Below are 22,930 nucleotides of genomic sequence, written 5' to 3'. Positions count from 1 at the left end.
GCCGTTTGCGGCGCCGGTTTTTTTTTAGGCCAGCGTGCCGTCCAACTGCAGGTTCAGCTTGCCGCCCAGATAGGGAGCGAGCACCTCGGGCAGTGTGACGGTACCGTCGGCGTTCTGGCCATTTTCCAGCACGGCAATCAGGCAACGCCCGACGGCCAGACCCGACCCGTTCAGAGTGTGAACGTATTCCGGCTTGCCGCCACCTTCGGGCCGGAACCGCGCGTTCATGCGACGCGCCTGGAAGTCGCCACAGGTCGAAACCGAGCTGATCTCGCGATAGGTGTCCTGACCGGGCAACCACGCCTCAATGTCGTAAGTCCGGCGTGCGCCAAAGCCCATATCGCCGGTGCATAGGATCACAGTGCGATAGGGGATACCCAGCTTTTCCAGAATGCCTTCGGCACAGCGCAACATACGCTTCTGTTCATCGTCCGATTTGTCCGGATGCGTGACGGATACCATCTCGACCTTTTCGAACTGGTGCTGGCGCAACATCCCGCGGGTGTCTTTGCCCGCGCTTCCAGCCTCGGACCGGAAGCAGAGCGAATGCGCAGTATAGCGACGGGGCAGATAGCTTTCCTCGATCATCGTGTCGTTGACGATATTGGTCAGCGAAACCTCGGAGGTCGGGATCAGCCACCAGCCTTCGCGGGTCTGGTAGCTGTCTTCGCCGAATTTCGGCAGCTGCCCGGTGCCCTGCATCATCTCGGACAGAACCAGAACCGGGCCGTTGACCTCGGTCAGTTCGTTCTCGTTGATATGCGTGTCCAGCATGAACTGAGCGAGCGCGCGGTGAATACGCGCGACGCCGCCGGATAGCAGAACAAAACGCGAGCCCGAGAGTTTTGCGGCAGTCTCAAAATCCATGCCGTTTTGAACGGCTTCGATCTCGAAATGCTCTTTGGGTGCGAAGTCCAATTCCCGCGGGGTGCCCCAACGGTTGACCTCGACATTGTCTTTTTCATCCGTACCTGCGGGAACATCCTCGGCGGGCAAGTTGGCGATGCGGATCAACTGATCTGCCAGCAGAGCGTCCAGATCCTTGGCTTCGGTCTGCATCCGGGCGACCTCGGCCTTTTTCTCGGCCACCAGCGCGCGCAGACGCTCGAACTCGGTCTCATCGCCGCGCGCTTTGGCGGCGCCGACTTCTTTGCTGGCTTTGTTCTGTTCGGCCTGCGCGGTCTCGGCGGCAAGAATTTTGGCCCGGCGGCTTTCGTCTAGCCTCAGCACATCTGACGACACCGGCGCGTCCCCGCGGCGCGCAAGGGCGGCGTCGAAGGCGGCTGGGTTTTCGCGAATGGCGCGGATGTCGTGCATGGTTCAGATCCTTAAATGCGTGAATCACTGAAAGCGCTTATGCACCATCTGAAAGGCAGGGTGTAGCACCGGTTACGCTTTATCAGCGTCCTCGTGTGTTTCATGCGCCAGATGACCATCCCATTCTTCGACCGGGATTTTCGGCTCGGGCGGATCGGCCATGTAAGAGGGCGTCATGATCTGCACGCCGTTCTCGTTGAATACGGCCACGATGTTGCGATGCAGGTCCGACCGAATTTTCGGGATGATACTGCCCCGCGTGGTGTACCCGTTGATCTGATAGCTGATCGCGTAGTCCGCCAAGGCGGTCCACAGAACAAAGGGTTCCGGCTTGTTCTTGATCCCCTTGGTCCGATGAGCAGCCTCGATCAGCATGGCTTCGACCTTTTCCGGGGGCTCCTCATAGCCGATGCCAACGGTGGTGTGCAGCAGCAGCCCGCTGCCATCCGTTTTCTTCGAGAAATTAACCACATCCGAGTTCATAAGCTGGGCATTCGGAATCGAAATCAGTTCGTTCTTGATGGATTTCAGGTGCGTTTCCATCAGTTTGATCTGAACCACATCGCCAATGTGATCGCCGATCTGAATACGGTCCCCGATCGAGGTTGAGCGGCGGTAGATCACGAACAGACCGGCTAACATGTTCGATACGACCGAGTTCGCGCCAAGCGAGAGCATGGCGCCAACCAGAATGGTCAGTCCCTGAAACGCTGCAGAATCCGAGCCGGGAATGTAGGGCACTGCAAAGACCAGTGCGATCAGGATGACAAACACGCGCGCGATGTTGAACGTTGGATTGACCCAGTGTTTTTCGAAGTCGCCCATATCGAACGAGCCTGCCTCGACCGCATCAAAAAACACCCGCATGCCCCTGATGATATACAGGGTGACCCACGAGATCAGGCCCAGCATGATGAGATTAGGGATATAGCTGAGGATGCCCTTGAAAATCAGCAGGACTGGTTCCGTCAGGTAGGTCAGCAGAAGTTGTGCGAAATAGCGGGTTTCAGCGAACGCCAGAAGGACGAAGGACAGGTAGTAGTAGAAGCCTAGAAAGAAGATAACCAACAGGGCAAAGTTCAGGCCATACCGAACCAGCGCGGCAATCGCCTCGGCCTGTACGCTTTTGGCAGTGGCGGTTTCCACATCCCTTAGGTGGCGTTTGACGAACTTTAGCGTGCGTCGTCTGATTCTTCGGTGCAGCCATAGGATGACGACGACGAATGCGACAAAACCAAGTGTCCAGGCCGATGCTTCGATGGCGCCTGAGACCCGCGCCTGTTCGGTTCGGTTGGATCGGTAAGCAATGATCGCTTCCTCAATGGCCTGGCCATGAAGAAAGCTGAGAACATCCAGCTCAATCTGTTCAAGTTCGGCATCGGCGACTGTCACGACCGATACCCAGACCCCATCGACCAGAATGCGCGTGCCGAGGTCAATATCCTCGTATGTGATGGAAACTTCCAGGCTGTCAGAAGCCTCGGCCACCTCGATTATCGCTTCCTGAACCGTTTCAGCGCGTTCAGAGGCAGGCAGGGCGCTGGAACCCCTTAAGAAAAACAACGAGTCGCCGTCGACAATAACCGGCGCTTTGAACGTTTCGGACTGTTCTTCATCAGCTGTGTCGACGGGTGGAGTTTCCTGAGCCGAAGCAGCAACAGGTGAAAGAACGATCACCAAGGTCGCGATCAGCATACGTGTAAGCATGCCAACGGTTTGTATTAGTTGAGTCATTCGCCCTCCCGTTGTTCAACTATATCCGAGAAGGACGATGTTCCTAGAGGGAACTATGTTGGTGAGATAATTCTCGGACAAATTGTTGCGTTGCGCGGTAAAAACGGGTTTTCCAAAGAAAAACTTCTTGCGCCACCTGTCCTTGCAAACAGGCATTTCAAAGAATAGGTTCTCGCCAAATTTGCGGAGCCCTTCCGCAAGCCCAAACCAAAAGGAATATCCCATGGAAGGTGGCGCAATCGCCCAGTTTCTCCCGCTGATCCTGATCTTCGCGATCATGTATTTCCTGCTGATCCGTCCGCAGCAGAAAAAGATGAAGGAACATCAGGCTATGGTCGAGGCCGTGCGCCGGGGCGATCAGGTGGTCACTCAGGGTGGTCTGATTGGCAAGGTGTCAAAGGTCAAGGAAGGCGACAACGAGATCGAAGTCGAGATCGCCGAGAACGTCAAGGTTCGTGTGGTCAAGTCGACCATCGCTCAGGTTCTGAACAAGACCGAACCGGCGAAGTAACTTCGCGCGACAATCCCTTGAAAAGGCAGGGTAATGCTGCAAATTAATACCTGGAAGCGGGTTCTGATCTGGCTGGTTTGTGTGACCGGCTTGCTCATGGCCCTGCCGAATGCGTTTTACACGCGCGTTGAGCAATCTAACGATGCCAAGACTGCGATTGAGCTTGGCATCGACACCCCCGAAATGCAGGCGCAGGCGGCGCAGTGGCCCAACTGGCTGCCGTCGTCGCTGGTCAATCTTGGCCTCGACCTGCGTGGTGGGGCGCATCTGCTGGCCGAAGTGAAGGTCGAAGATGTGTACGAATCCCGGATGGAGGCGATGTGGCCCGAGATCCGCGACGCCTTGCGGGATGAACGCGCAACCGTGGGCACGATCCGTAAACAGGAATCGGCCCCGGATGAGATTCGCGTTCGCATCAGCCAGCCCGAGGGTATGCCTCGCGCGTTGGAGGTTGTGCGCGGTCTGGCCCGTCAGGTTCAGACGCTGACCGGCGTTGGCGCCACTGATATCGAAGCCCGCGCCGAGGGCGATACTATCGTCGTGCAGCTGTCAGAGGCCGAGAAGCTGGCCTCGGATGACCGAACAGTGCGCCAAGCGCTGGAGATCATCCGCCGCCGGATCGACGAGGTCGGTACCCGTGAACCCACCATTCAGCGGCAGGGCGCGGACCGTATCCTTATTCAAGTGCCGGGTATCGGCAGTGCAGGTGAGTTGAAAGATATCATCGGAACCACGGCGCAATTGACCTTTAACCCCGTGGTCGGGCGCGGCAGCGACCCGGATGCGGTGCCGGGTATCGGTCAAGAGGTCGTCCCTTCCATTGATGAGGATGGCGTCTACTACATAATCGAGTCCGCTCCGGTTGTGACTGGAGAGGAACTGGTAGACGCGCAACCTTCATTCGATCAGAACGGCCGACCAGCGGTCAGTTTCCGGTTCAACACGTCTGGTGCACGCAAGTTCGGTGACTACACCCGAGACAATATCGGCGCACCCTTTGCTATTGTGCTGGATGACGAGGTGATCTCGGCCCCCGTGATCCAAAGCCATATTCCGGGTGGGTCGGGTATCATCACCGGCAACTTCACCGTTGAGGAAAGCACCAATCTGGCCGTGCTGTTACGCGCCGGCGCTCTGCCCGCCGGGTTGGAGTTCTTGGAAGAACGCACTATTGGCCCCGAACTGGGGCAGGACAGCATCGACGCAGGTAAAACCGCCACTATTGTGGCTTTTGTCGCGGTGCTGAGCTTCATGGCACTCAGCTATGGTTTGTTCGGAATTTTCGCCAATATCGCGCTGATCATCAACGTCGGGCTGATCTTTGGCCTGCTGTCGTTGATTGGGGCCACGCTGACCCTGCCGGGTATTGCGGGCATCGTTCTGACTGTGGGTATGGCGGTCGACGCCAACGTGCTGATCTTTGAACGTATCCGTGAAGAACTGAAATCCGCCAGAGGCCCGGCGCGTGCCATCGAATTGGGTTATGAAAAGGCGCTGTCGGCCATTGTCGACGCCAACGTGACCACCTTCATCACCGCCGTGATCCTGTTTGCTATGGGCAGCGGCCCGGTGCGCGGTTTTGCGATTACCCTGGGTCTTGGTATCCTGACCTCGGCCTTCACCGCGATCTTCGTCACGCGCCTGTTTGTCGTGATGTGGTTCGAACGCCGCCGTCCGAAAACGATCGAGGTTTGACATGAGACTGAAACTCGTACCCCAGAACACCTCGTTTGATTTTTTCAGCCGTTGGAAGGTCTGGCTGGGCATCTCGGCCCTGATGATGGTTGTGGCCTTCACGTCCTTCATGCTGCAGGGGTTGAACTTTGGCATCGACTTCCGCGGCGGCACCACGATCCGGACACAGTCCACACAAGAGATCGACATCGGCGCCTATCGGGACGCCATCGCGCCGTTGGAACTTGGCGATGTGACGATCACCGAGATTTTCGATCCGACCTTTGGCGAGGACGAAAACGTCGCCATGATCCGCATTCAGGCGCAGGCCGATGCAGAGGCGGTTTCCGCCGCCACTGTCACCGCGGTGGAAGATGCTTTGAAGGTTTCCGTGCCGGATATCGAATTTGTCTCGGTCGAATCCGTTGGTCCCAAGGTCTCGGGCGAGTTGATTCAAACCGCCGTGATCGCGGTGATGCTCGCCATCGGCGCAGTGCTGGTCTACATCTGGCTGCGCTTTGAATGGCAGTTCGCGCTGGGGGCCGTGGCCGCATTGGTGCATGATGTGATCCTGACCATCGGTATCTTCTCGGAACTGCAGATCCGGTTCGATCTGGCCATCATTGCGGCGCTTCTGACTATCGTAGGTTATTCGCTTAACGACACAGTTGTTGTGTTCGACCGGGTGCGTGAGAATCTGCGGAAGTATAAGAAGAAGGATTTAAAAGAGGTTCTGAACATCTCGATCAACGAAACGCTCAGCCGGACTGTGATGACCTCGGTGACCACATTGCTGGCACTGATCTCGCTGTATGTGCTGGGCGGCGACGTGATCCGCGGCTTTGTCTTTGCGATGATCTGGGGGGTGATCGTGGGGACCTATTCGTCGGTCTTCGTGGCCTCGACCATCCTGTTGTGGCTGGGGGTCAAGCGCGATTGGTCCAAGCCGTCCAATACGGCGGGCAATCAGTTTGCCAACATCGACGCCTGAGATATTCGGCCAGTCCCCAACGGGGCTGGCCGTTATCCTTTTTGCCGCCTTTCTTGGCGGTATTGTGCGCGGGTTTTCCGGGTTTGGAACTGCGCTGATCTTCCTCCCTATCGCCACGCCATTTCTTGGCCCATTCGGAGCCATTATTGGCCTGACCATCATGGACATCTTCGGGCCGCTGCCGAACCTGCGGCGGGCCTGGCGTGTTGTGGACCGGGGTGACCTGGCCCGACTGGCGACTGGATGCGCATTGTTATTGCCGGTGGGACTATGGCTGCTGACGCGGGTCGAGCCAGAGGTTTTCCGTTATGCAGTTAGTCTGTTGGCGATCTTCATGCTGGCCGTGCTGATTCTCGGGCTGCGGTATCACGGGCGCGTGGGGCGCACGATGGTCGCCGGGATCGGTGGCGCTGCCGGGTTTCTGGGCGGCGTGGCAGGCTTGCCCGGCCCGGCGGTGATCCTGTTCTACATGTCGCGGCCTTTGCCGGTTGAGGTGATCCGGGCCACGATCCTGCTGTTCCTGTTTGTCTTCGATTTCCTGATCCTCGGTTTTCTGACCGGCATGGGGCGGGTCACCTGGCCCACCGTGGCGCTGGGATTGGTGTTGTCGGTGCCGAACCTACTGGGCAACTGGCTGGGGGGCTGGCTGTTCCGGCCCGAATACGAACGGCTTTACCGCGCCGCTGCCTATCTGGCGATTGCGGTTGCAGCCTTGTCGGGCCTGCCGCTTTGGGGCTAGAAGGTGCCCATGCGCCTGAATGAGATCACCTACAACAACGCAGTTCCGGTCGATGGCTATGGCCCCGGCTTTTTCCGCATTGGCGGGCAGGTTTACCATGGGGCCGTTCTGACGGGCCCAACCGGCACCGCAGATTGGGACGGATACTCCGATGACGCATCGCTGTTGGCGCTGTCAGAGGTGGTGGATGTTCTGTTCATCGGCACCGGAGAGGCTCTGACCCATATCCCATCTGACCTGCGCACGGCGCTTGAGGATGCGGGAATTGGGGTTGAGATCATGAATTCTCCGGCCGCTTGCCGCACTTACAACGTGCTGCTGTCTGAAGGTCGCCGTGTTGCACTGGCGCTATTGCCGGTCTGAGCTGGGCACAGGGCCTGCGGCAAATCTCGCCTTTTGCCTCTGTCAGCAATCAGATAAGCGGAACTCATGACACTGACTGTGACCGATCTGGCCATCGCCCGCGGTGGCGTTCCCGTCCTTGAGGGGCTGAGCTTTGCACTGCACCCCGGCAAGGCGCTGATCCTGCGCGGGCCGAACGGCATCGGTAAGACGACGCTGCTGCGTACGTTGGCGGGGCTGCAGCCACCTCTAACCGGACAGATCGAAGGGGCAGAGGATCAAATCGCCTATGCCTCACATTCCGATGGGTTGAAGCCAACTTTGACCGTCGTAGAGAACCTGACCTTCTGGGCGTCGGTTTTTGGCACGAATGGCATCCAAACCGCACTGGACGCCTTCGCGCTGAACGAGTTGTCGGATCGTCACGCGGGTAACCTGTCGGCGGGGCAGAAACGGCGATTGGGGCTGGCGCGGATGCTGGTGACCGGGCGACCGATTTGGATGCTGGATGAACCGACCGTGTCGTTGGACAAAAACGCCGTGCAGATGTTCGCCGATGCCGTACGTGCCCATCTGGGGCAGGGCGGCTCGGCCCTGATTGCCACCCATATCGACCTTGGCCTGGATGGCGAGGTTCTGGATGTCGGTCCCAACAAGGCGAAACCAAAACCCATCGACGATTTCGACGGAGGCTTCCTGTGATCGCCCTGTTGCTGCGTGACCTGAAACTGGCCTTCCGCGCCGGAGGGGGCTTTGGCCTTGGTCTGGCGTTTTTTCTGATCGTCACTGTTCTGGTGCCGTTTTCGGTGGGGCCGCAATCGTCGCTGTTGTCGACTATTGCACCGGGTGTTCTGTGGCTAGGCGCGCTGCTTGCGTGCCTTCTGTCGCTGGACCGCCTGTTGGCGCTGGATTGGGAGGACGGCTCGCTGGACCTGTTGGCCACCGCGCCGCTACCACTGGAATCGGTGGTCTCGATCAAGGCGCTGGCCCATTGGCTGACCACCGGCCTGCCGCTGGTTCTGGCCGCGCCGTTTCTGGGCGTGTTGCTGAACCTGCCCGCGCCGGGATTCTTCTGGCTGGTGATTTCGCTGCTGATTGGCACTCCGGCCATGAGCGTTATCGGCACTTTCGGTGCGGCTCTGACCGTGGGGCTGAAGCGTGGTGGTTTGCTGCTGTCGCTTCTGGTCTTGCCGCTGTATGTGCCGACCCTGATCTTCGGCGCCGAGGTCGCGCGCCGTGGCGCCACGGGGATGGAAACGCAAACTCCGTTGTTGATGCTGGCGGGGATCACAGCGGCTACCATCGCTCTGCTACCTTTTGCCAGCGCAGCCGTTCTGCGCATCAACCTTCGGTGACGCGTTCAAACTTTGACCGATGTCAATTGAGAACACCCCCGACTCGGACTAGATAAGGCCCATGTCTATCGCAGCCAAAGCCAACGCCCTCTGGGAATACGCCAACCCGCGCAAGTTCCTTGCCACCAGTGAACGGGTGATGCCGTTTTTCTGGGTGACCTCGCTTGCGTGCATTGTGGTCGGACTGGTCTGGGGGTTCTTCTTCACACCGGACGATTACAAGCAGGGCTCGACCGTCAAGATCATATACCTGCATGTGCCTGCGGCGCTGATGGCAATCAATTGCTGGCTGATGATGCTGGCAACCTCGCTCGTCTGGCTGGTGCGGCGTCACCACGTCAGCGCGCTGGCTGCCCGTGCCGCGGCCCCCATTGGCATTGTGATGACGCTGATCGCGCTGGCGACCGGAGCGATCTGGGGGCAACCGATGTGGGGCACATGGTGGGCCTGGGATCCGCGCCTGACCTCGTTCCTGATCCTGTTCCTGTTCTATCTGGGCTATGTTGCCCTGTGGGAAGCGATTGAAGACCCGGATACGGCGGCCGATCTGACCTCGGTCCTGTGTCTGGTGGGCTCGGTCTTCGCGCTGCTCAGCCGTTATGCGGTGAACTTCTGGAACCAGGGCTTGCATCAGGGCGCGTCGGTGATGCGCGCGGCGGCCGTGACCGGGGCGGATACCGAAGAGAAAGTCAGCAACATCTATTTCTACCCGCTGCTGCTGTGCATCATCGGATTCGTGCTGCTGTTTATCGCGCTGGTCCTGTATCGCACTGGCACGGAAATCCGGGCGCGGCGGATCAAGGCGCTGCTGGCGCGGGAAAGGGTAAACGGATGATCCCTGATCTTGGAAAATATGCCGATACGGTGCTGTGGTCCTATGCGGCCTCGATCGCGCTGCTGGTGTTGCTGATCGTGTTCAGCATTGCACGCGGGCGCAAGGTTCGGACCGAGATGGAGAAGGTCGAACAAAGGATGACGCGCAATGGCTAAGATCTCGCCCCTGATGCTGGCACCGCCACTGATCTTTGGCGCGTTTGCCGTCGCGGCCTTGGTGCAACTGCAGGATGGTTCGGATGACACGCTGCCGTCGGCCCGCCAGGGCCAGCCCGCGCCGCCGGTTGTTCTGACCGAGTTTCCGGGCAAGACGATGTTCGACGATGAGACACTGCGCGACGGCGAGGTCAAGCTGGTCAACTACTGGGCCAGCTGGTGCGCCCCCTGCCGCGCTGAACATCCGAACCTTGAAGCTCTGGCCAAGGAAGGTATCCCGGTCTACGGCATTAACTATAAAGACAAACTGGACAACGCCGAATCGTTCCTGACTGATCTGGGCGACCCGTACAAGTCCATCGGACGGGATGAACAGGGACGGATGGCGCTGGACTGGGGCTTGTATGGTGTGCCTGAGACTTATGTGATCGACGGCGAAGGCACGATCCTCCTGCGGTTTGCCGGGCCGATTACCCAACGCGTGATCGAAAGCACCATCCGTCCTGCGCTGGAGAAAGCCAGTCAGTAAATTCAGTCTTTGCCAAGCGGAGCGTGCCTGCGGCACACGCTCTATTATTGATGGGCTACACCGATTGACGTAAAAAAGAACAAAGCCCCGGTACGTTGTCCGGGGCTTTGGTGTTTCAGCCTGCTTTCGCCAAGTTTCTCAGCACGTATTGCAGCACGCCACCGTTCTCGATGTATTCGATCTCGGGTGCAGTATCGATGCGGCACTTGAGAGGGATGGTTGTCTCGGCGCCGTCGGAATAAGTGATAGTACAGGACACCTCTTGCAGCGGCTCAACCGCGTCCAACCCGTGGATCGAGACGGTCTCATCCCCCGTCAATCCCAGCGACTTGCGGTTATCGTTGCCCGTGAATTCGAACGGGATCACGCCCATGCCAACAAGGTTCGAGCGGTGGATGCGCTCAAAACTCTCGGCGATCACAGCCTTGATGCCCAGCAGCGCGGTGCCTTTGGCCGCCCAGTCTCGTGACGAGCCGGCGCCGTATTGCTCGCCGCCGAACACCACAAGCGGGACCCCCTGCGCCTGGTAGGCCATCGACGCGTCATAGATCGAAGTCTGCTGGCCGTCCGGTCCCTTGGTATAGCCACCCTCGACGCCCTCCAGCATTTCGTTCTTGATGCGGATATTGGCGAAAGTGCCACGCATCATGACCTCGTGGTTGCCCCGGCGCGAGCCGTAAGAGTTGAACTCGCGCGGCTGCACTTGACGGTCCATCAGGTACTTGCCCGCAGGCGTGGTGGTTGCAAAGGAGCCGGCCGGTGAGATGTGGTCGGTGGTGACCATGTCGCCCAGAATGGCCAGAACCTTGGCGCCTTCGATATTTGAGATCGTGCCCGGCTCAGGCCCCATCCCTTGGAAATAGGGTGGATTTTGGATGTAAGTCGAGGTGGGTGGCCAGTCATAGGTTTCCTGTTGCGGAACCTCGACCTCGCGCCATTTTTCGTCTCCTTTGAAAACATCGGCATATTTCGACTGGAACGCATCGCGGGTGACAGTCTGCTGCACCAGATCGGCGATTTCGCTTTGGGTTGGCCAGATGTCTTTCATGAAGACGTCATTACCGTACTTGTCCTTCCCAATCGGTTCCGAGGTCAGGTCGATATCCATGGTGCCCGCCAGCGCGTAGACGACCACCAGCGGCGGTGAGGCCAGATAGTTAGCGCGTACGTCCGGGGAAATCCGGCCCTCGAAGTTTCGGTTGCCCGACAAGACCGATGTAGCGACCAGATCGCCCTCGGCGATTGCTTCACTAATCTCTCTCTGGATTGGACCCGAGTTGCCGATACAAGTGGTGCAGCCATAACCGACAAGATTAAACCCGATGGCGTCCAGATGTTCTTGCAGACCAGCGGCCTCGAGATATTCCGACACGACCTGCGATCCGGGAGCCAGTGAGGTCTTCACCCAAGGCTGACGGTTCAGGCCCAGCTCATGCGCCTTTTTCGCCACCAGACCGGCGCCGATCATCACGTAAGGGTTGGACGTATTGGTGCAGGAGGTGATTGAGGCAATCACGACCTTGCCTGACTCCATCGCGTAGTTTTCACCTTTGACCAAGACCTCTTTGCCCATCGGGCGTTTAAAAGTCTTCTCCATCTCATTCAGGAAAGCGGCCTTGGCATCAGTCAGTGCCACATAATCCTGCGGACGTTTCGGGCCCGAGATCGCGGGAACGATGGTGCCCATATCCAGCGACAGGGTGTCGGTGTAGATTGGCGCATAGTTCTCATCCCGCCAGAAACCGTTTTCCTTGGCATAGGCCTCGACCAGCGCCAAACGGTCCTCGTCACGGCCGGTATTGCGCATGTAGCGCAGGGTTTCGCCGTCAATAGGGAAGAAACCACAGGTCGCGCCGTATTCGGGGGCCATGTTGGCAATGGTCGCGCGGTCTGCCAGCGGCAGGCGATCCAGACCTTCGCCGTAGAATTCGACGAATTTCCCAACCACGCCCTTTTCACGGAGCATTTCCACGACTTTCAAAACAAGGTCCGTGCCGGTGGTGCCTTCAACCATCGCACCGGTCAGCTCAAATCCCACAACCTCGGGGATCAGCATCGAGATCGGCTGCCCCAGCATCGCCGCCTCGGCCTCAATCCCGCCAACGCCCCAGCCCAGAACGGCCATGCCGTTGACCATGGTGGTATGGCTGTCGGTGCCGACCAGCGTATCGGGATAGGCGACCTCTTCCCCGTTCTGATCGGTGTCGGTCCAGACGGTCTGGGCCAGATATTCCAGGTTCACTTGGTGACAAATGCCGGTGCCGGGGGGCACAACACGGAAGTTGTTGAAGGCCGACTGGCCCCATTTCAGGAACTGGTAGCGTTCCATGTTCCGCTCATATTCGCGATCCACGTTCATCTGGAACGCGCGCGGGTTGCCAAACTCGTCGATCATCACTGAGTGGTCGATGACCAGATCAACCGGGTTCAGCGGGTTTATCTTTTGCGCGTCACCACCCAACCCTTTGATCCCGTCCCGCATTGCGGCCAGATCGACCACGGCAGGAACGCCGGTGAAATCCTGCATCAGCACGCGGGCAGGGCGATAAGCAATCTCACGCGGGTTCTTGCCGCCATTGGCGCCCCATTCGCCAAAGGCCTTGATGTCATCGACTGAGACGGAAAAGCCGTTATCCTCGAACCGCAGCATGTTTTCCAACACCACTTTCAACGCGGCGGGCAGTTTCGAAAAATCGCCCAGACCGGCCTCTTGCGCAGCGGGAATCGAGTAATAGGAAATGGATTTTCCGTTCACGTTCAGGCTGCGGCGTGTTTTGGCGGTGTCCTGTCCGACTTTAATGGGCATGAGTTGGCTCCCTCTCAAATGGCTTGGAAAACGGGGTTCGCTGACACTTATGTTTATCACGTTTTGGTGCGGTTCAAGGGCCAAGACGTGCAAAGACGGTCTTGTCTTGCTGCCGTGCACTTCATCGGAGAGCCAGTTGGTTTCAAGAAACCTTGATTGGAGGGTGATCTCCAAAGGGTTTAAACAATTCAGGCATCTTATCGGTCCCAGACAGAAAAGTTATCAGCCCGAGGTCAAATATGCTCAGATCCGCCATCGCAACTACCGCACTTTCTCTTGTTCTAGCGGCTCCGCTTGCGGCCGAAAGCGATCCGGTGGTCGTCGAGTTGTTTACGTCGCAGGGCTGTTCGTCCTGTCCACCTGCTGACCGAATGATGCATGATCTTGCCAAACGCGATGATGTAATCGGGCTGGCTCTGCATGTGGATTATTGGGACTATATCGGGTGGGAGGATGAATACGCCGACCCAAATCACACCCAACGTCAGCGCGCCTATGCGCGTCAGGGCGGTCGGTCGATGATTTACACGCCGCAGATGGTTATAAATGGTCAGCATGATGTGGTCGGTGCGCAGTCGCGCGAATTGGAGCGTTTGATCGACGCGCATCTGACAGCCGCACCCGAGGCTGAAGTTGTGGCGACACGATCCGGGAATGATGTGACCGTAGATGTGACCCCAGTCGAGCTGCCAGAGGGTGAGACGTTTGACGTGCGGGTGGTGCAATATTCACCGATGCGCCACGCGTCGATCCGCCGGGGTGAACTGGCGGGGCATGAATTGGACTACGCGAATGTTGTAGAGTCCTGGCAGGTGGCCGGGCAGTGGGATGGGGTTGCACCGCAACAGTTTTCAGCCGAATTGACCTCGGATCTTCCCGCGGTTGTTCTGGTGCAGCGGGCCGGGCACGGCCCAATCGTTGCAGCAACCAAGGTCAAGTGATCAGGGCATGTCCTCGGGTTGCACGCCCAGTCTTTTCCAGGCCTTCCAACGCCGGTGAATCCAGAACCATTGCCCCATATGCTGTCGAACTACGGCCTCAAGATCATCATTGGTGAACTGGGTCATGGTCTTTGGGTCAGTATGCGGAACCGGATCATGCAATACGATCTCAAAGTCCAGGCCGTTCGGTTGGCGAATGGCATAACAAGGGATCAATTCGGCTTTGTATTTCATCGCCAGTTCCGCGTTCAGAACTGATGTGACGGCAGGTTTGCCGAAGAAGGTCAACTCTTCCCCGCCATGGGCGTGAAGGTCCGAAACAATGGCGATGATGCCGCCCTTCTTGAGTGAGCGCACCATCTCAACCATCCCACGGCGACCCTGTTCGAACATGGGTGCACCGGTTTTGTAGAATGCCTCGACATAGGCGTCGTTGAAATACGGGTTTGCCATGCGGCGATACAGGCACCCGATGGGCTGGCCACTGCGTGTCTGAAGGGCAATCCGGGCTGCCAGATAATGGCCGAAATGGGCGGTGATCATCATCACCGGGCGCCCCTCGGCCACGGCTTTGTCAAAGGCCGCGACGCCCGGACCGGAAATCTTGGCCTTGCTCTGACGTGCAGTGAAGTCTTCGGGCGAGAAATGCTCCATGATCGCGCGCCCGGCATTGTCGGGAACATCACGACAGATGCGTTTCACCTCGGCGTCGGACAATTCGGGGCAGGTCAGTTTCAGATTTCTGCGCACGCGCTCGGCATACCCGACCAGTGGGGCAAGACTACGTACGATGAACCCCATCGTTGCGATACGTCGCCCATAAGGCAGCAGGCGCATTGCACCGATCACGCCCTTCAGAAACAGGCCGGTGACATAGTACTTTCGAAGCGCCCCGCGGCTTAGTTCCGACTTTTCGACGGGCATAATCTGGTCTCACCGGCTGTTGTAATTTGCCGGGCCAGACATACAAGGCACGTTCTCTGATCACAAGCGTTCCAAAGGCTTGGGCTGCTCACCTAGTCTTCACTTTCTTCTTCGATGAGCGTTATCGCGCCTTCACTCGCAAGAGTGCGGATAGCACTCACGATCTGAGTCATCGCGTCTTCAGCGTCTGATTGTTTGACCTTACCGCGTTCTGCAATCTCTTCACGCAGGTTGTCCGCCATGCGTGTAGACATGTTGGACAATAGGAAATCTGCCGCTGTTTTGTCGTCTTGCGCAACCACGCCCGCCAATGCGTTGAGCAGATCGGCCTGATCTACATCCCGTAGAATCGTCGGAACGTCGCGGGGCAGTACTCGGGTCGGAATATGCGCAAAAATAAAGATCGAGCGCCGCACGACGCTTGCGAAATCCGAATCCTCTTCGTCCAAGGCGGTCAACAGACCATCGCGGGTGGAGGCCGTGGACTGGTTTAAAATCGCACCAACCCGGGTGCCCGGACCATCGACAAAAGCCTGAGAAGGCTTCTGATCCAGTTGTGCCGCCAGCGACCAGCCGATGCGTTCAACCGCTTCGGGGGTAACATTTGCAGTTTTCGAGATCGCATAGGTAATTCTGCGGGCTACAGGGCCGGGCAGGTGGCCCAATAGCTGTGCGGCCTTTGCGGTCTCCAGCTTTGAAAGCATCACGGCGGCAATCTCGGTGCTTTCCGCCTGCACCATCGCGGCCAAGTCCTCGGTTGGGATTTCGCGCAAGCGCTGCCACGGGTCACCGATCTGACGCACTCCGGCGACCTTGCGCAGCCGGGCTGCCGTCGCCGAACCAATCTTGCCATCCACCGCGTCCAGAGCACCCGCCAAACCATGCGGGAAGGACAGACCGACGCTGTCCAGTGCCTCGGCAAATTCCTGCGCCACGACATCCAACGTAACGCGATCGACAAGACCCATTTCGCCCAATTGGTGGGTCAATTTCTCCTGCAGATCATCGGGAAGTTCTTCCAGCGGGATGTCAGCGCCTTCGTTCAGCAATAACCGCACAACGACGGCGGCCTTCTGTCGGTTGCTGAGAGCGCGGGGAACGACACGGGGTGCATCGTCTTTCTGTTCGGACACCGGAGCCGCGCCCGGTGCCACCTGTACCAATGTATTTGTGTCCTGCATCTGCCTGCGGTGCCTAAGGTGTGTTCCAAAGGCAGAGTACGAAGAGTCGGGTAAAGAAAGACTGAAGCTTAGTAGTTATAGGTCAGCCCGGTTCGGATCGCCTCACGCAGCGACGCCTCGGCCCAGGTGCCTTCACCGCCACGCGCCTTTATCTCGCGCCATTGTTCGATGGCCAGATCGGTTTTGCCTTCGGTCACAAAACCCTGACCCATATAGCTGCGGGCAAGGATGTTATCGGGGTTCGCTTCGATGGCGTTGGTGTAGAAGAGGTTGGCCAGTTCAAGCTCGCCCAACTTGCGGTAGGTAAAGCCCCAATAGGTCAGCACGCGATCATCGTCCTGATCCATGATGCGCAGGATGTTCTGCGCATTTTCGAACTGCCCATCATAGGCCAGTTCGCGCACGGCGTCGTACAGTTCATCTTGGGAGAAGTTTGTCTTGTTCGGTTTGACACAACGCCCCGCGTCCTTGTCGTAGACACGACCGAACAGGCATTTCTTAGTTGTATTCGTCGGTTTCGGCGGGGTGGTAGCACCTCCACCGCCGGCCGCATAAAGGGCCGGTGCAAAAGCAAAGGCCTGAAGGGCAATAGCTGAAACTAATACGAGGCGCATTTTCCTACTCCGTTCTTTGGGCTGCTCTGATCAAGCATAGCGCGATCTGATAAAAAGCTAACAATCGGCTGCTCGCTTTTATTCACAGGTAGGAAAGAATTTCTCAGCTGTTGACGATTTTTGCGCAGGTTTGGCTCTCGGTATCCCAATAAGTACCCGGTGCACAGGATTGGGTTTGTTTGGAATGCCCGCTGCAGGCCAGAGCCACGGATGCTGAGCAAGTTAGTGCCAATGCGCAGATAACAGTGCGGATCATGCTGTTTCTCCCGTTCGGAAATACTCCCGACCATAGCCGATTTTGCCCATTTTGGCAAAAGAACAAGGCCCGGATCGCGTTTCGCGACCCGGGCCTTATTGAATCGTTTGATCGGTCAGGATTTATTCGCCGAAGACACGGGCGAAGATCGTGTCGACATGCTTGGTGTGATAGCCGAGGTCGAATTTCTCTTCGATTTCTCTAGGGCTCAGCGCGGCAGTGACATCTGGGTCGGCCAGCAGTTCCTCTTTGAAATCGGTGCGGTGTTCCCAAACCTTCAGCGCATTGCGCTGAACCATGGCATAGGCATCTTCGCGGCTGACCCCTGCTTGGGTCAGCGCCAAGAGAACCCGCTGACTCATCACCAGACCGGGGAACTTGTTCATATTCTCGATCATGTTCTCGGGGAAGATCAGCATTTTATCAATCACGCCTGTCAGTCGCGCCAGTGCGAAGTCCAGCGTTATCGTGGCGTCCGGCCCGATCATGCGTTCAACCGACGAATGCGAGATATCGCGCTCGTGCCACAGCGCCACGTTCTCCATCGCCGGGATCACAGCCGCGCGCACCATGCGCGTCAGACCAGTCAGGTTCTCGGTCAGAACCGGGTTTTTCTTGTGCGGCATCGCCGACGAGCCTTTTTGACCCATCGAGAAGAACTCGGCCCCTTCCAGCACCTCGGTCCGCTGCATGTGGCGGATTTCGATGGCGATGTTTTCGATGCTGCTGGCGATGACGCCCAACGTGGCGAAGAATGCGGCATGGCGGTCACGGGGGATGACCTGCGTGCTGATCGGCTCAGGCACCAGACCCAGTTGGTCGCAAACATGCTCTTCAACACGCGGGTCGATATTGGCGAAGGTGCCGACTGCGCCGCTGATCGCGCCGGTGGCAATCTCGGCGCGCGCATCACGCATCCGGGACAGGTTGCGGTCCATCTCGGCGTAGAAACGGGCAAAGGTCAGGCCCATGGTGGTGGGCTCGGCGTGGATGCCGTGGCTGCGGCCGATGCGGATGGTGTTCTTGTGTTCAATCGCACGACGCTTGAGGGCAGCAAGCAGACCCTCCAGATCGGCGATGAGCAGGTCGGCGGCGCGGGTCAGCTGCACGTTGAGGCAGGTGTCCAGCACATCCGAAGACGTCATGCCCTGATGGACAAAACGGGCCTCTTCACTGCCGACATGTTCGGCCAGGTGCGTCAGGAAAGCGATGACATCGTGCTTGGTGACGGCCTCAATCTCATCAATGCGGGCAACGTCGAATTCTACGTCTTTGGCCTTCCACACAGCCTCGGCGTTTTCACGTGGGATCACGCCCAGATCGGCCATGGCGTCGCAGGCATGGGCTTCGATCTCGTACCAGATGCGGAACTTGGTCTCGGACGACCAGATGGCGACCATGTCGGGGCGGGAATAACGTGGAATCATTGGCAGCTGCACCTTATTGTGATTTGGCAGGAGGCGATGCCGCGGGGTTTAAACCCGACCCGCCACAGGAACAAGGTGCGAGTGTGCAGATGAGACGGTTTGCCCTGATTTTGACCCTCTGCCCGGGTGTTTTGACCAGCATCCGAAACGTTAGCCTGCAAAGTTGTTCTTGTGGCATCACTCTGAACAGCTGCGTTATCCGCAGTGGCGGTATCACCAACGGGGCTACGGCCGCATGACCTTACCGAGCAATTTGTCTGACTTCGAAGGCCGCTGGAGTCTGAGCCGCACCATTCACGACGCGCGGGCGGGGCAGGTGGTGCATGCGGAAGGCGAGGCAATTCTTCGGCCCGCCGAGGATGGTCTGATCTATGACGAAGAGGTCACGCTGCGCATTCCGGGGCAGGCCGAGATGAAGGGCACGCGGTGTTATCTATGGCGGAATGCTAGGGACCGGATTGCGGTTCATTTCGACGATGAACGGTATTTTCACGCATTGAAGCTGGGGCATTCCCAGTCTAGGGATCACCATGATTGTCCGCCAGACAGCTATGATGCGGTTTATGATTTCACAGGCTGGCCGAACTGGTCCGTGCACTGGACGGTGTCCGGGCCCCGCAAGGCCTATGAAATGAAAACCGAGTACCGCCCTCGATAGCGCAATCATCTTGAAGTATCGATGTGAAATTGGCATTCATGTGTCTGAATTTCCATCCGAACGTGGAGAAATGAAAATGACTGCAAATGTTCTGGCCGAAGCATTCGGCCCGCGCGAGGGGACCGCTCTGCGTGTCAAACAGGTGGCACTTGTGGCGCTGGGTATCGTGGCGCTTGCAATTGCCGCGAAGATCAAAATTCCTATGTGGCCTGTTCCGATCACAATGGGCACCTTTGCCGTTCTGACCATCGGCACTGCCTATGGTGCACGTCTAGGTCTGGTGACCATGCTGGGCTATCTGCTGGTTGGTGCGCTGGGTTTTGACGTTTTTGCCGGCTCGTCGGCCGAGAAATTCGGTCTGACCTACATGATGGGCGGCACCGGCGGTTATCTGGTTGGCTACCTGATGGCGACTGTTCTTCTGGGCGCACTGGCGGCGCGTGGCTGGGATCGTTCGGTTGGCAAAATGGCTCTGGCGCTGGTGCTGGCTAACGTGCTTATCTACGTGCCCGGCCTGCTGTGGCTGGGTCAGCTGTATGGTTGGGATAAGCCGATCATGGAATGGGGTCTGACACCGTTCCTGCTGGGCGATGCGATCAAACTGGCGCTGGCTGCGCTGCTGATCCCGGGCCTGTGGAAACTGGTTGGCGACGCTCGCACCTGATTTCTGAGAGTTCTCGTGAACAAACCCGCGTCCGGAGCGATCCCGGCGCGGTTTTTTTGTTGCCCTGATTACGAGATGCTGGACAAGTTGTGTTGGTCAGGGGCAATCTGATGTCAAAGAAATCATCAGGTTATTGAAAAATGCGTATTCTATCTGGTTCAGCCTTGGCTGCATGCGCCGCCCTGTGGCTTGGGGCTGCGGCACCATCTTTGGCGGACACCCCAATTACATATTCCGATGCAGGGCGTTCGCTTTTCAGCTTTGCCGTGCCCGACTTCTGGGCCGTACGCACGGGTGGCCCGCGCGAGATTGAGGACACCGAGCTGGGGGACCTGCGCGCTGTCGCGCGTGTCATGGCTATACGGCCTGTGACGGATGACAACGTCTGGATGGGGTTTGTCTCGCCCGCAGGTGTCGCATCGATTGAGGGCGGGCTTCGGTATCTTGAGGATATCGACAAATTTCTCGTTGAAGATCCTTCAATCTCCGGTACTTCCGACACTCGTATCGGCGGTTTGCCTGCACGGGTCATCCGAGGCACCGGTACTCGCGACGGACGTGTCATCAATTTCACTGCCACGGTGATCGACCTGCCGAATGGGCGCGTGGCCGTCGTCGTTGCGATCCTACGCAACGGAGCCGACCCGGCCTATGTGGATGACCTGAACGCCGTTTTCGCGTCGTTCCGGGCTTTGCAGTAAGGAGAGGTGCAGATGATTACCAAAAGTATCAAACGTGCACTCCTTGCCTTGGGGCTCGGCGCGGCAAGTTTCACTCTGTCGGCTTGTGATGGCGTGTCAGTCGGGGTCGGCTACGGGTATGGTTATGACCCGTTCTATGACTCGATGCTGTGGAACGACTACTACCGGCGAGATGTCGATGTGGATATTGACATAGACCGGCCCAATCGTCCCAGGCCGCCTAACGGTAAACCTCCGGCGAGGCCAAAGCCGCCGGTTGCTAAACCGCCAGCCAGGCCACGGCCGCCCGCGGCGCGCCCACCTACGGCCAGACCGCCCATTCATCGCCCGGCACCTCGGCGTCGATGAGTCCAAAGGGTTCCCGTTCCAAACCGGGCCGACGGGTTTCGTGACATTGAAGGTAAGGGCGTGGTTTAGCCGCGCTCTGCCATATCCCAGAGTTGCTCTACCCAGTTTGCGGGCCTAAAGAACTGGCGAACAGATCGGAGTTTGTTTTTTGATTTCAGTGCACGCCTGATGTGCTGGCCCGGCGGCAGGTGTGGGACTCGCGCGTTATACTGCCCTTTGATTGCGTCCGGCGGGTTGAGTGCCCCAGCAAAGATAACAACGCGCGTGTTTTTGGGGGGGCGCGTATCCAGAAAATAGTTCAACGGAAATTTGGGTATACATTCGATCCGGAAATGACGGACCCAGCCCGAAGGCCAGAATTTCACTCCTTCCGGCGCATTTTTAGTGACGAAATGCTGTTCGAACCGATACTTGTCAGCGACACCCTGCGGGTCCATCGCAAAAAGTTTTTGAAGAGGTGCAAGAGCGCCGACTGGCATACGGTAGATTGATGTTTGTCCCAGCTTGCTAAGTGGTTTAGCCGCGTTGCGCGCAAGGATGACATCGTCCGGGTTGCCGAACTCAAAAAACGAATCCAACGATCCGGCAATGGCAACATCCAAGTCTAGAAAAAGGAACGGCCCTTTCAGATCGGCGAGTTCCGAAGCCCACAACCTTGATTTGGGCCATTGGCCTATCGTACGGGCAGGCATGAACCCCGGCATCTCAGGTAGGTCGAAACACTCGACGCCGGGATCTATGCCTTCAAAACTGTCAGTGAATGCCAAAAACCTGAACGGCGGCGTCGTGTTGGCGCATACCATCCTATAAAGGCAGTTGATATAGGGAGCGCCGTAGCGCGTGCCCCAGTTTATGCAAACGATCTGTTTGTCCATACCGGCATGGCTACCAACCACGCGCAACAATTCTATGACGGGTATTCAGATCAAGGGTCGATAAGTATGGTCGAAATAACGGATGACCCTTCCAGCGTTCTGTGAACGGGGCATTTGTCTGCGATTTCAAGCAACCGGGCCCGCTGCTCCTGATCCAACGGCCCTTCCAGACGGATCTTGCGGCGGAACTCGTCGATCTTGCCGTCTCCGGCCAGTCCGGCATCTTGTGCGTGTACCTTGTTGTGGCAGACATCGACGGTGATACCTGTCAAGGGCCACCGCTTGCGCCGCGCATACATGCGGATCGTCATCGACGTGCAGGCCCCAAGGCCCGAGGACACAAACCCGTAAGGCGACATGCCCTTGTCGGAACCGCCATAGGATTCGGGCTCATCCGCCACAGCGTGATGCCGGGGGCCAGACTGGATGTCCTGCAGGAACCCCGAGGGGTCAACTTCGGTCACGCGCACAACGCCTTCGGGTGCGCCGGGCGGCGGTGCGGGCGGGCGGAGTGGGATATAACGCGTAACCCATGCCGCAATCACATCGGCCGCGTATTCGGCATCCGAGGCGCGGGTGATCAGGTGATCGGCGTCGTCCAGTGTAACAAAGCTCTTGGGGTGTTTGGCGGCCAAAAAGATAGTGCTGGCATTGTCGATACTGACAGTTTCATCACGCGGTGCGTGCAGGATCAGCAGCGCCGCTTTGAGGTCGGCAATCGCCGGGGTCAGTGCGGATTCTGAAATGTCATCGACAAAGGCCTTGCCGATGCGGAAGGGGCGACCACCCAGCATAACCTCGGCTGAACCGTCCTGTTCGATCTGGGGCAGGGCACCCTCGAAATGGTGGGCGACATGGCCGGGATCGGCGGGCGCGCCCAGCGTGACCACCGCCTTGACGCTGGGGATACCAGCCCGGGCACGCAATACAGCAGCCCCGCCCAGGGAATGACCGATCAGCAAGGACGGCGCCATGTTGCGGCCTGCGAGATAGTGCGCCGCGGCGATCAGGTCCTCGACATTCGAGGTGAAGGTAGTGTTGGCGAACTCTCCACCCGAATGGCCCAGCCCGGTGAAATCAAAGCGTAAAACAGCGACGCCCATAGCGGCCAAACGGGCGGCGATGCGTCGGGCGGCAGGGATGTCCTTGGAGCAGGTAAAACAATGCGCAAACAACGCGGTCGCCAGGACCGGCCCATCCGGCAGATCAAAGCGTGCAGCCAACTGGTTGCCGTCGTGACCGGCAAAGGTAATGCGTTCGGTGGGCATGGCAGTTCCTAACGTGTCGGGATGGACCCAATACTGTGTACTTAGGGCTGGTGCCTCAACCCCATTGTAAGAAGCGTCACGGGAA

General features: G+C 58.2%; 23 protein-coding genes. 14 read left to right on the top strand and 9 right to left on the bottom strand.

All coding sequences use genetic code 11. From position 1 onward, the window contains the following. Positions 1 to 24: 24 nt before the first annotated feature. Both serS and GOW98_RS01320 read right to left on the bottom strand, forming a co-directional pair. A complete protein-coding gene (gene serS / locus GOW98_RS01325) occupies positions 25 to 1,317 on the bottom strand; it encodes a serine--tRNA ligase (protein WP_170329255.1) in 1,293 nt (430 codons plus the stop codon). Positions 1,318 to 1,389: 72 nt separating this feature from the next. After that, complete coding sequence (locus GOW98_RS01320; protein ID WP_170329254.1) at positions 1,390 to 3,051, bottom strand: mechanosensitive ion channel family protein; 1,662 nt, start codon at positions 3,049 to 3,051, stop codon at positions 1,390 to 1,392. Positions 3,052 to 3,274: 223 nt separating this feature from the next. Here GOW98_RS01320 and yajC point away from each other — a divergent pair, with 223 nt between their 5' ends. The 10 genes from yajC to GOW98_RS01270 all read left to right on the top strand — a co-directional run bounded on the left by yajC (position 3,275) and on the right by GOW98_RS01270 (position 10,182). Continuing rightward, on the top strand, positions 3,275 to 3,562 hold the full coding sequence (gene yajC, locus GOW98_RS01315) for a preprotein translocase subunit YajC (protein ID WP_170329253.1): 288 nt from the start codon (positions 3,275 to 3,277) through the stop codon (positions 3,560 to 3,562). 33 nt (positions 3,563 to 3,595) lie between these two features. Next, positions 3,596 to 5,257, top strand: a complete 1,662-nt coding sequence (gene secD, locus GOW98_RS01310) for a protein translocase subunit SecD (protein ID WP_170329252.1) — start codon at positions 3,596 to 3,598, stop codon at positions 5,255 to 5,257. A gap of 1 nt (position 5,258) precedes the next feature. After that, positions 5,259 to 6,227 (top strand): protein translocase subunit SecF, encoded by a 969-nt coding sequence (gene secF / locus GOW98_RS01305; protein WP_170329251.1) that lies wholly within the window; start codon positions 5,259 to 5,261, stop codon positions 6,225 to 6,227. Further along, on the top strand, positions 6,208 to 6,966 hold the full coding sequence (locus GOW98_RS01300; protein WP_217359242.1) for a sulfite exporter TauE/SafE family protein: 759 nt from the start codon (positions 6,208 to 6,210) through the stop codon (positions 6,964 to 6,966). The genes secF and GOW98_RS01300 overlap by 20 nt, the downstream gene beginning before the upstream one ends. A 9-nt stretch (positions 6,967 to 6,975) precedes the next feature. Continuing rightward, a complete protein-coding gene (locus GOW98_RS01295; RefSeq protein WP_170329250.1) occupies positions 6,976 to 7,329 on the top strand; it encodes an Mth938-like domain-containing protein in 354 nt (117 codons plus the stop codon). A gap of 66 nt (positions 7,330 to 7,395) precedes the next feature. Then, positions 7,396 to 8,010, top strand: coding sequence for a heme ABC exporter ATP-binding protein CcmA (ccmA, locus tag GOW98_RS01290; RefSeq protein WP_170329249.1), 615 nt, complete (start codon positions 7,396 to 7,398; stop codon positions 8,008 to 8,010). Further along, on the top strand, positions 8,007 to 8,663 hold the full coding sequence (ccmB, locus tag GOW98_RS01285; RefSeq protein ID WP_170329248.1) for a heme exporter protein CcmB: 657 nt from the start codon (positions 8,007 to 8,009) through the stop codon (positions 8,661 to 8,663). Before ccmA ends, ccmB begins: the two co-directional genes overlap by 4 nt. A 61-nt stretch (positions 8,664 to 8,724) precedes the next feature. Continuing rightward, a complete protein-coding gene (locus GOW98_RS01280; RefSeq protein WP_170329247.1) occupies positions 8,725 to 9,498 on the top strand; it encodes a heme ABC transporter permease in 774 nt (257 codons plus the stop codon). Then, complete coding sequence (ccmD, locus tag GOW98_RS01275; RefSeq protein WP_170329246.1) at positions 9,495 to 9,653, top strand: heme exporter protein CcmD; 159 nt, start codon at positions 9,495 to 9,497, stop codon at positions 9,651 to 9,653. Before GOW98_RS01280 ends, ccmD begins: the two co-directional genes overlap by 4 nt. After that, the gene (locus tag GOW98_RS01270; protein WP_170329245.1) at positions 9,646 to 10,182 is read left to right on the top strand and encodes a DsbE family thiol:disulfide interchange protein; all 537 of its coding nucleotides are present in this window, start codon (positions 9,646 to 9,648) and stop codon (positions 10,180 to 10,182) included. Before ccmD ends, GOW98_RS01270 begins: the two co-directional genes overlap by 8 nt. 115 nt (positions 10,183 to 10,297) lie before the next feature. Here the strand turns inward: GOW98_RS01270 and acnA are convergent, their stop codons facing one another. Continuing rightward, on the bottom strand, positions 10,298 to 12,988 hold the full coding sequence (acnA, locus tag GOW98_RS01265) for an aconitate hydratase AcnA (protein WP_170329244.1): 2,691 nt from the start codon (positions 12,986 to 12,988) through the stop codon (positions 10,298 to 10,300). A 239-nt stretch (positions 12,989 to 13,227) separates the two neighbouring features. Here acnA and GOW98_RS01260 point away from each other — a divergent pair, with 239 nt between their 5' ends. After that, the gene (locus GOW98_RS01260; protein WP_170329243.1) at positions 13,228 to 13,929 is read left to right on the top strand and encodes a DUF1223 domain-containing protein; all 702 of its coding nucleotides are present in this window, start codon (positions 13,228 to 13,230) and stop codon (positions 13,927 to 13,929) included. On the opposite strand, the gene GOW98_RS01255 is transcribed toward GOW98_RS01260, so the two are convergent. The 4 genes from GOW98_RS01255 to purB all read right to left on the bottom strand — a co-directional run bounded on the left by GOW98_RS01255 (position 13,930) and on the right by purB (position 18,331). Next, positions 13,930 to 14,853, bottom strand: coding sequence for a lysophospholipid acyltransferase family protein (locus tag GOW98_RS01255; RefSeq protein ID WP_170329242.1), 924 nt, complete (start codon positions 14,851 to 14,853; stop codon positions 13,930 to 13,932). 92 nt (positions 14,854 to 14,945) lie between these two features. Continuing rightward, positions 14,946 to 16,034: a flagellar motor switch protein FliG gene (locus tag GOW98_RS01250; RefSeq protein ID WP_170329241.1), complete on the bottom strand. Its 1,089-nt coding sequence runs from the start codon at positions 16,032 to 16,034 to the stop codon at positions 14,946 to 14,948. A 68-nt stretch (positions 16,035 to 16,102) separates the two neighbouring features. Then, a complete protein-coding gene (locus GOW98_RS01245; RefSeq protein WP_170329240.1) occupies positions 16,103 to 16,648 on the bottom strand; it encodes a tetratricopeptide repeat protein in 546 nt (181 codons plus the stop codon). A gap of 378 nt (positions 16,649 to 17,026) precedes the next feature. After that, entirely contained in the window at positions 17,027 to 18,331 is a 1,305-nt protein-coding gene (purB, locus tag GOW98_RS01240; RefSeq protein ID WP_170329239.1) for an adenylosuccinate lyase, read from the bottom strand. A 235-nt stretch (positions 18,332 to 18,566) separates the two neighbouring features. Between purB and GOW98_RS01235 the strand changes: the two genes are divergently transcribed. From GOW98_RS01235 to GOW98_RS01225, 3 genes are all read left to right on the top strand, one after another. Then, on the top strand, positions 18,567 to 18,989 hold the full coding sequence (locus GOW98_RS01235; protein ID WP_170329238.1) for a DUF6314 family protein: 423 nt from the start codon (positions 18,567 to 18,569) through the stop codon (positions 18,987 to 18,989). A gap of 76 nt (positions 18,990 to 19,065) precedes the next feature. Further along, entirely contained in the window at positions 19,066 to 19,653 is a 588-nt protein-coding gene (locus GOW98_RS01230) for a biotin transporter BioY (RefSeq protein ID WP_437436844.1), read from the top strand. A gap of 140 nt (positions 19,654 to 19,793) precedes the next feature. Further along, positions 19,794 to 20,354: a hypothetical protein gene (locus GOW98_RS01225; protein WP_170329236.1), complete on the top strand. Its 561-nt coding sequence runs from the start codon at positions 19,794 to 19,796 to the stop codon at positions 20,352 to 20,354. 413 nt (positions 20,355 to 20,767) lie between these two features. Here the strand turns inward: GOW98_RS01225 and GOW98_RS01220 are convergent, their stop codons facing one another. Then, the gene (locus GOW98_RS01220; protein WP_170329235.1) at positions 20,768 to 21,577 is read right to left on the bottom strand and encodes a glycosyl transferase; all 810 of its coding nucleotides are present in this window, start codon (positions 21,575 to 21,577) and stop codon (positions 20,768 to 20,770) included. Between the two features lie 50 nt (positions 21,578 to 21,627). Beyond that, the gene (locus tag GOW98_RS01215) at positions 21,628 to 22,845 is read right to left on the bottom strand and encodes a bifunctional alpha/beta hydrolase/OsmC family protein (protein ID WP_170329234.1); all 1,218 of its coding nucleotides are present in this window, start codon (positions 22,843 to 22,845) and stop codon (positions 21,628 to 21,630) included. Positions 22,846 to 22,930 lie beyond the last annotated feature (85 nt).

The organism is Ruegeria arenilitoris, from assembly GCF_013032445.1.
In the GTDB taxonomy this organism is placed as follows: domain Bacteria; phylum Pseudomonadota; class Alphaproteobacteria; order Rhodobacterales; family Rhodobacteraceae; genus Ruegeria; species Ruegeria arenilitoris_F.
Note: the sequence above shows the minus strand (reverse complement) of the source record. Positions and strands in the feature narration are given on the sequence as shown.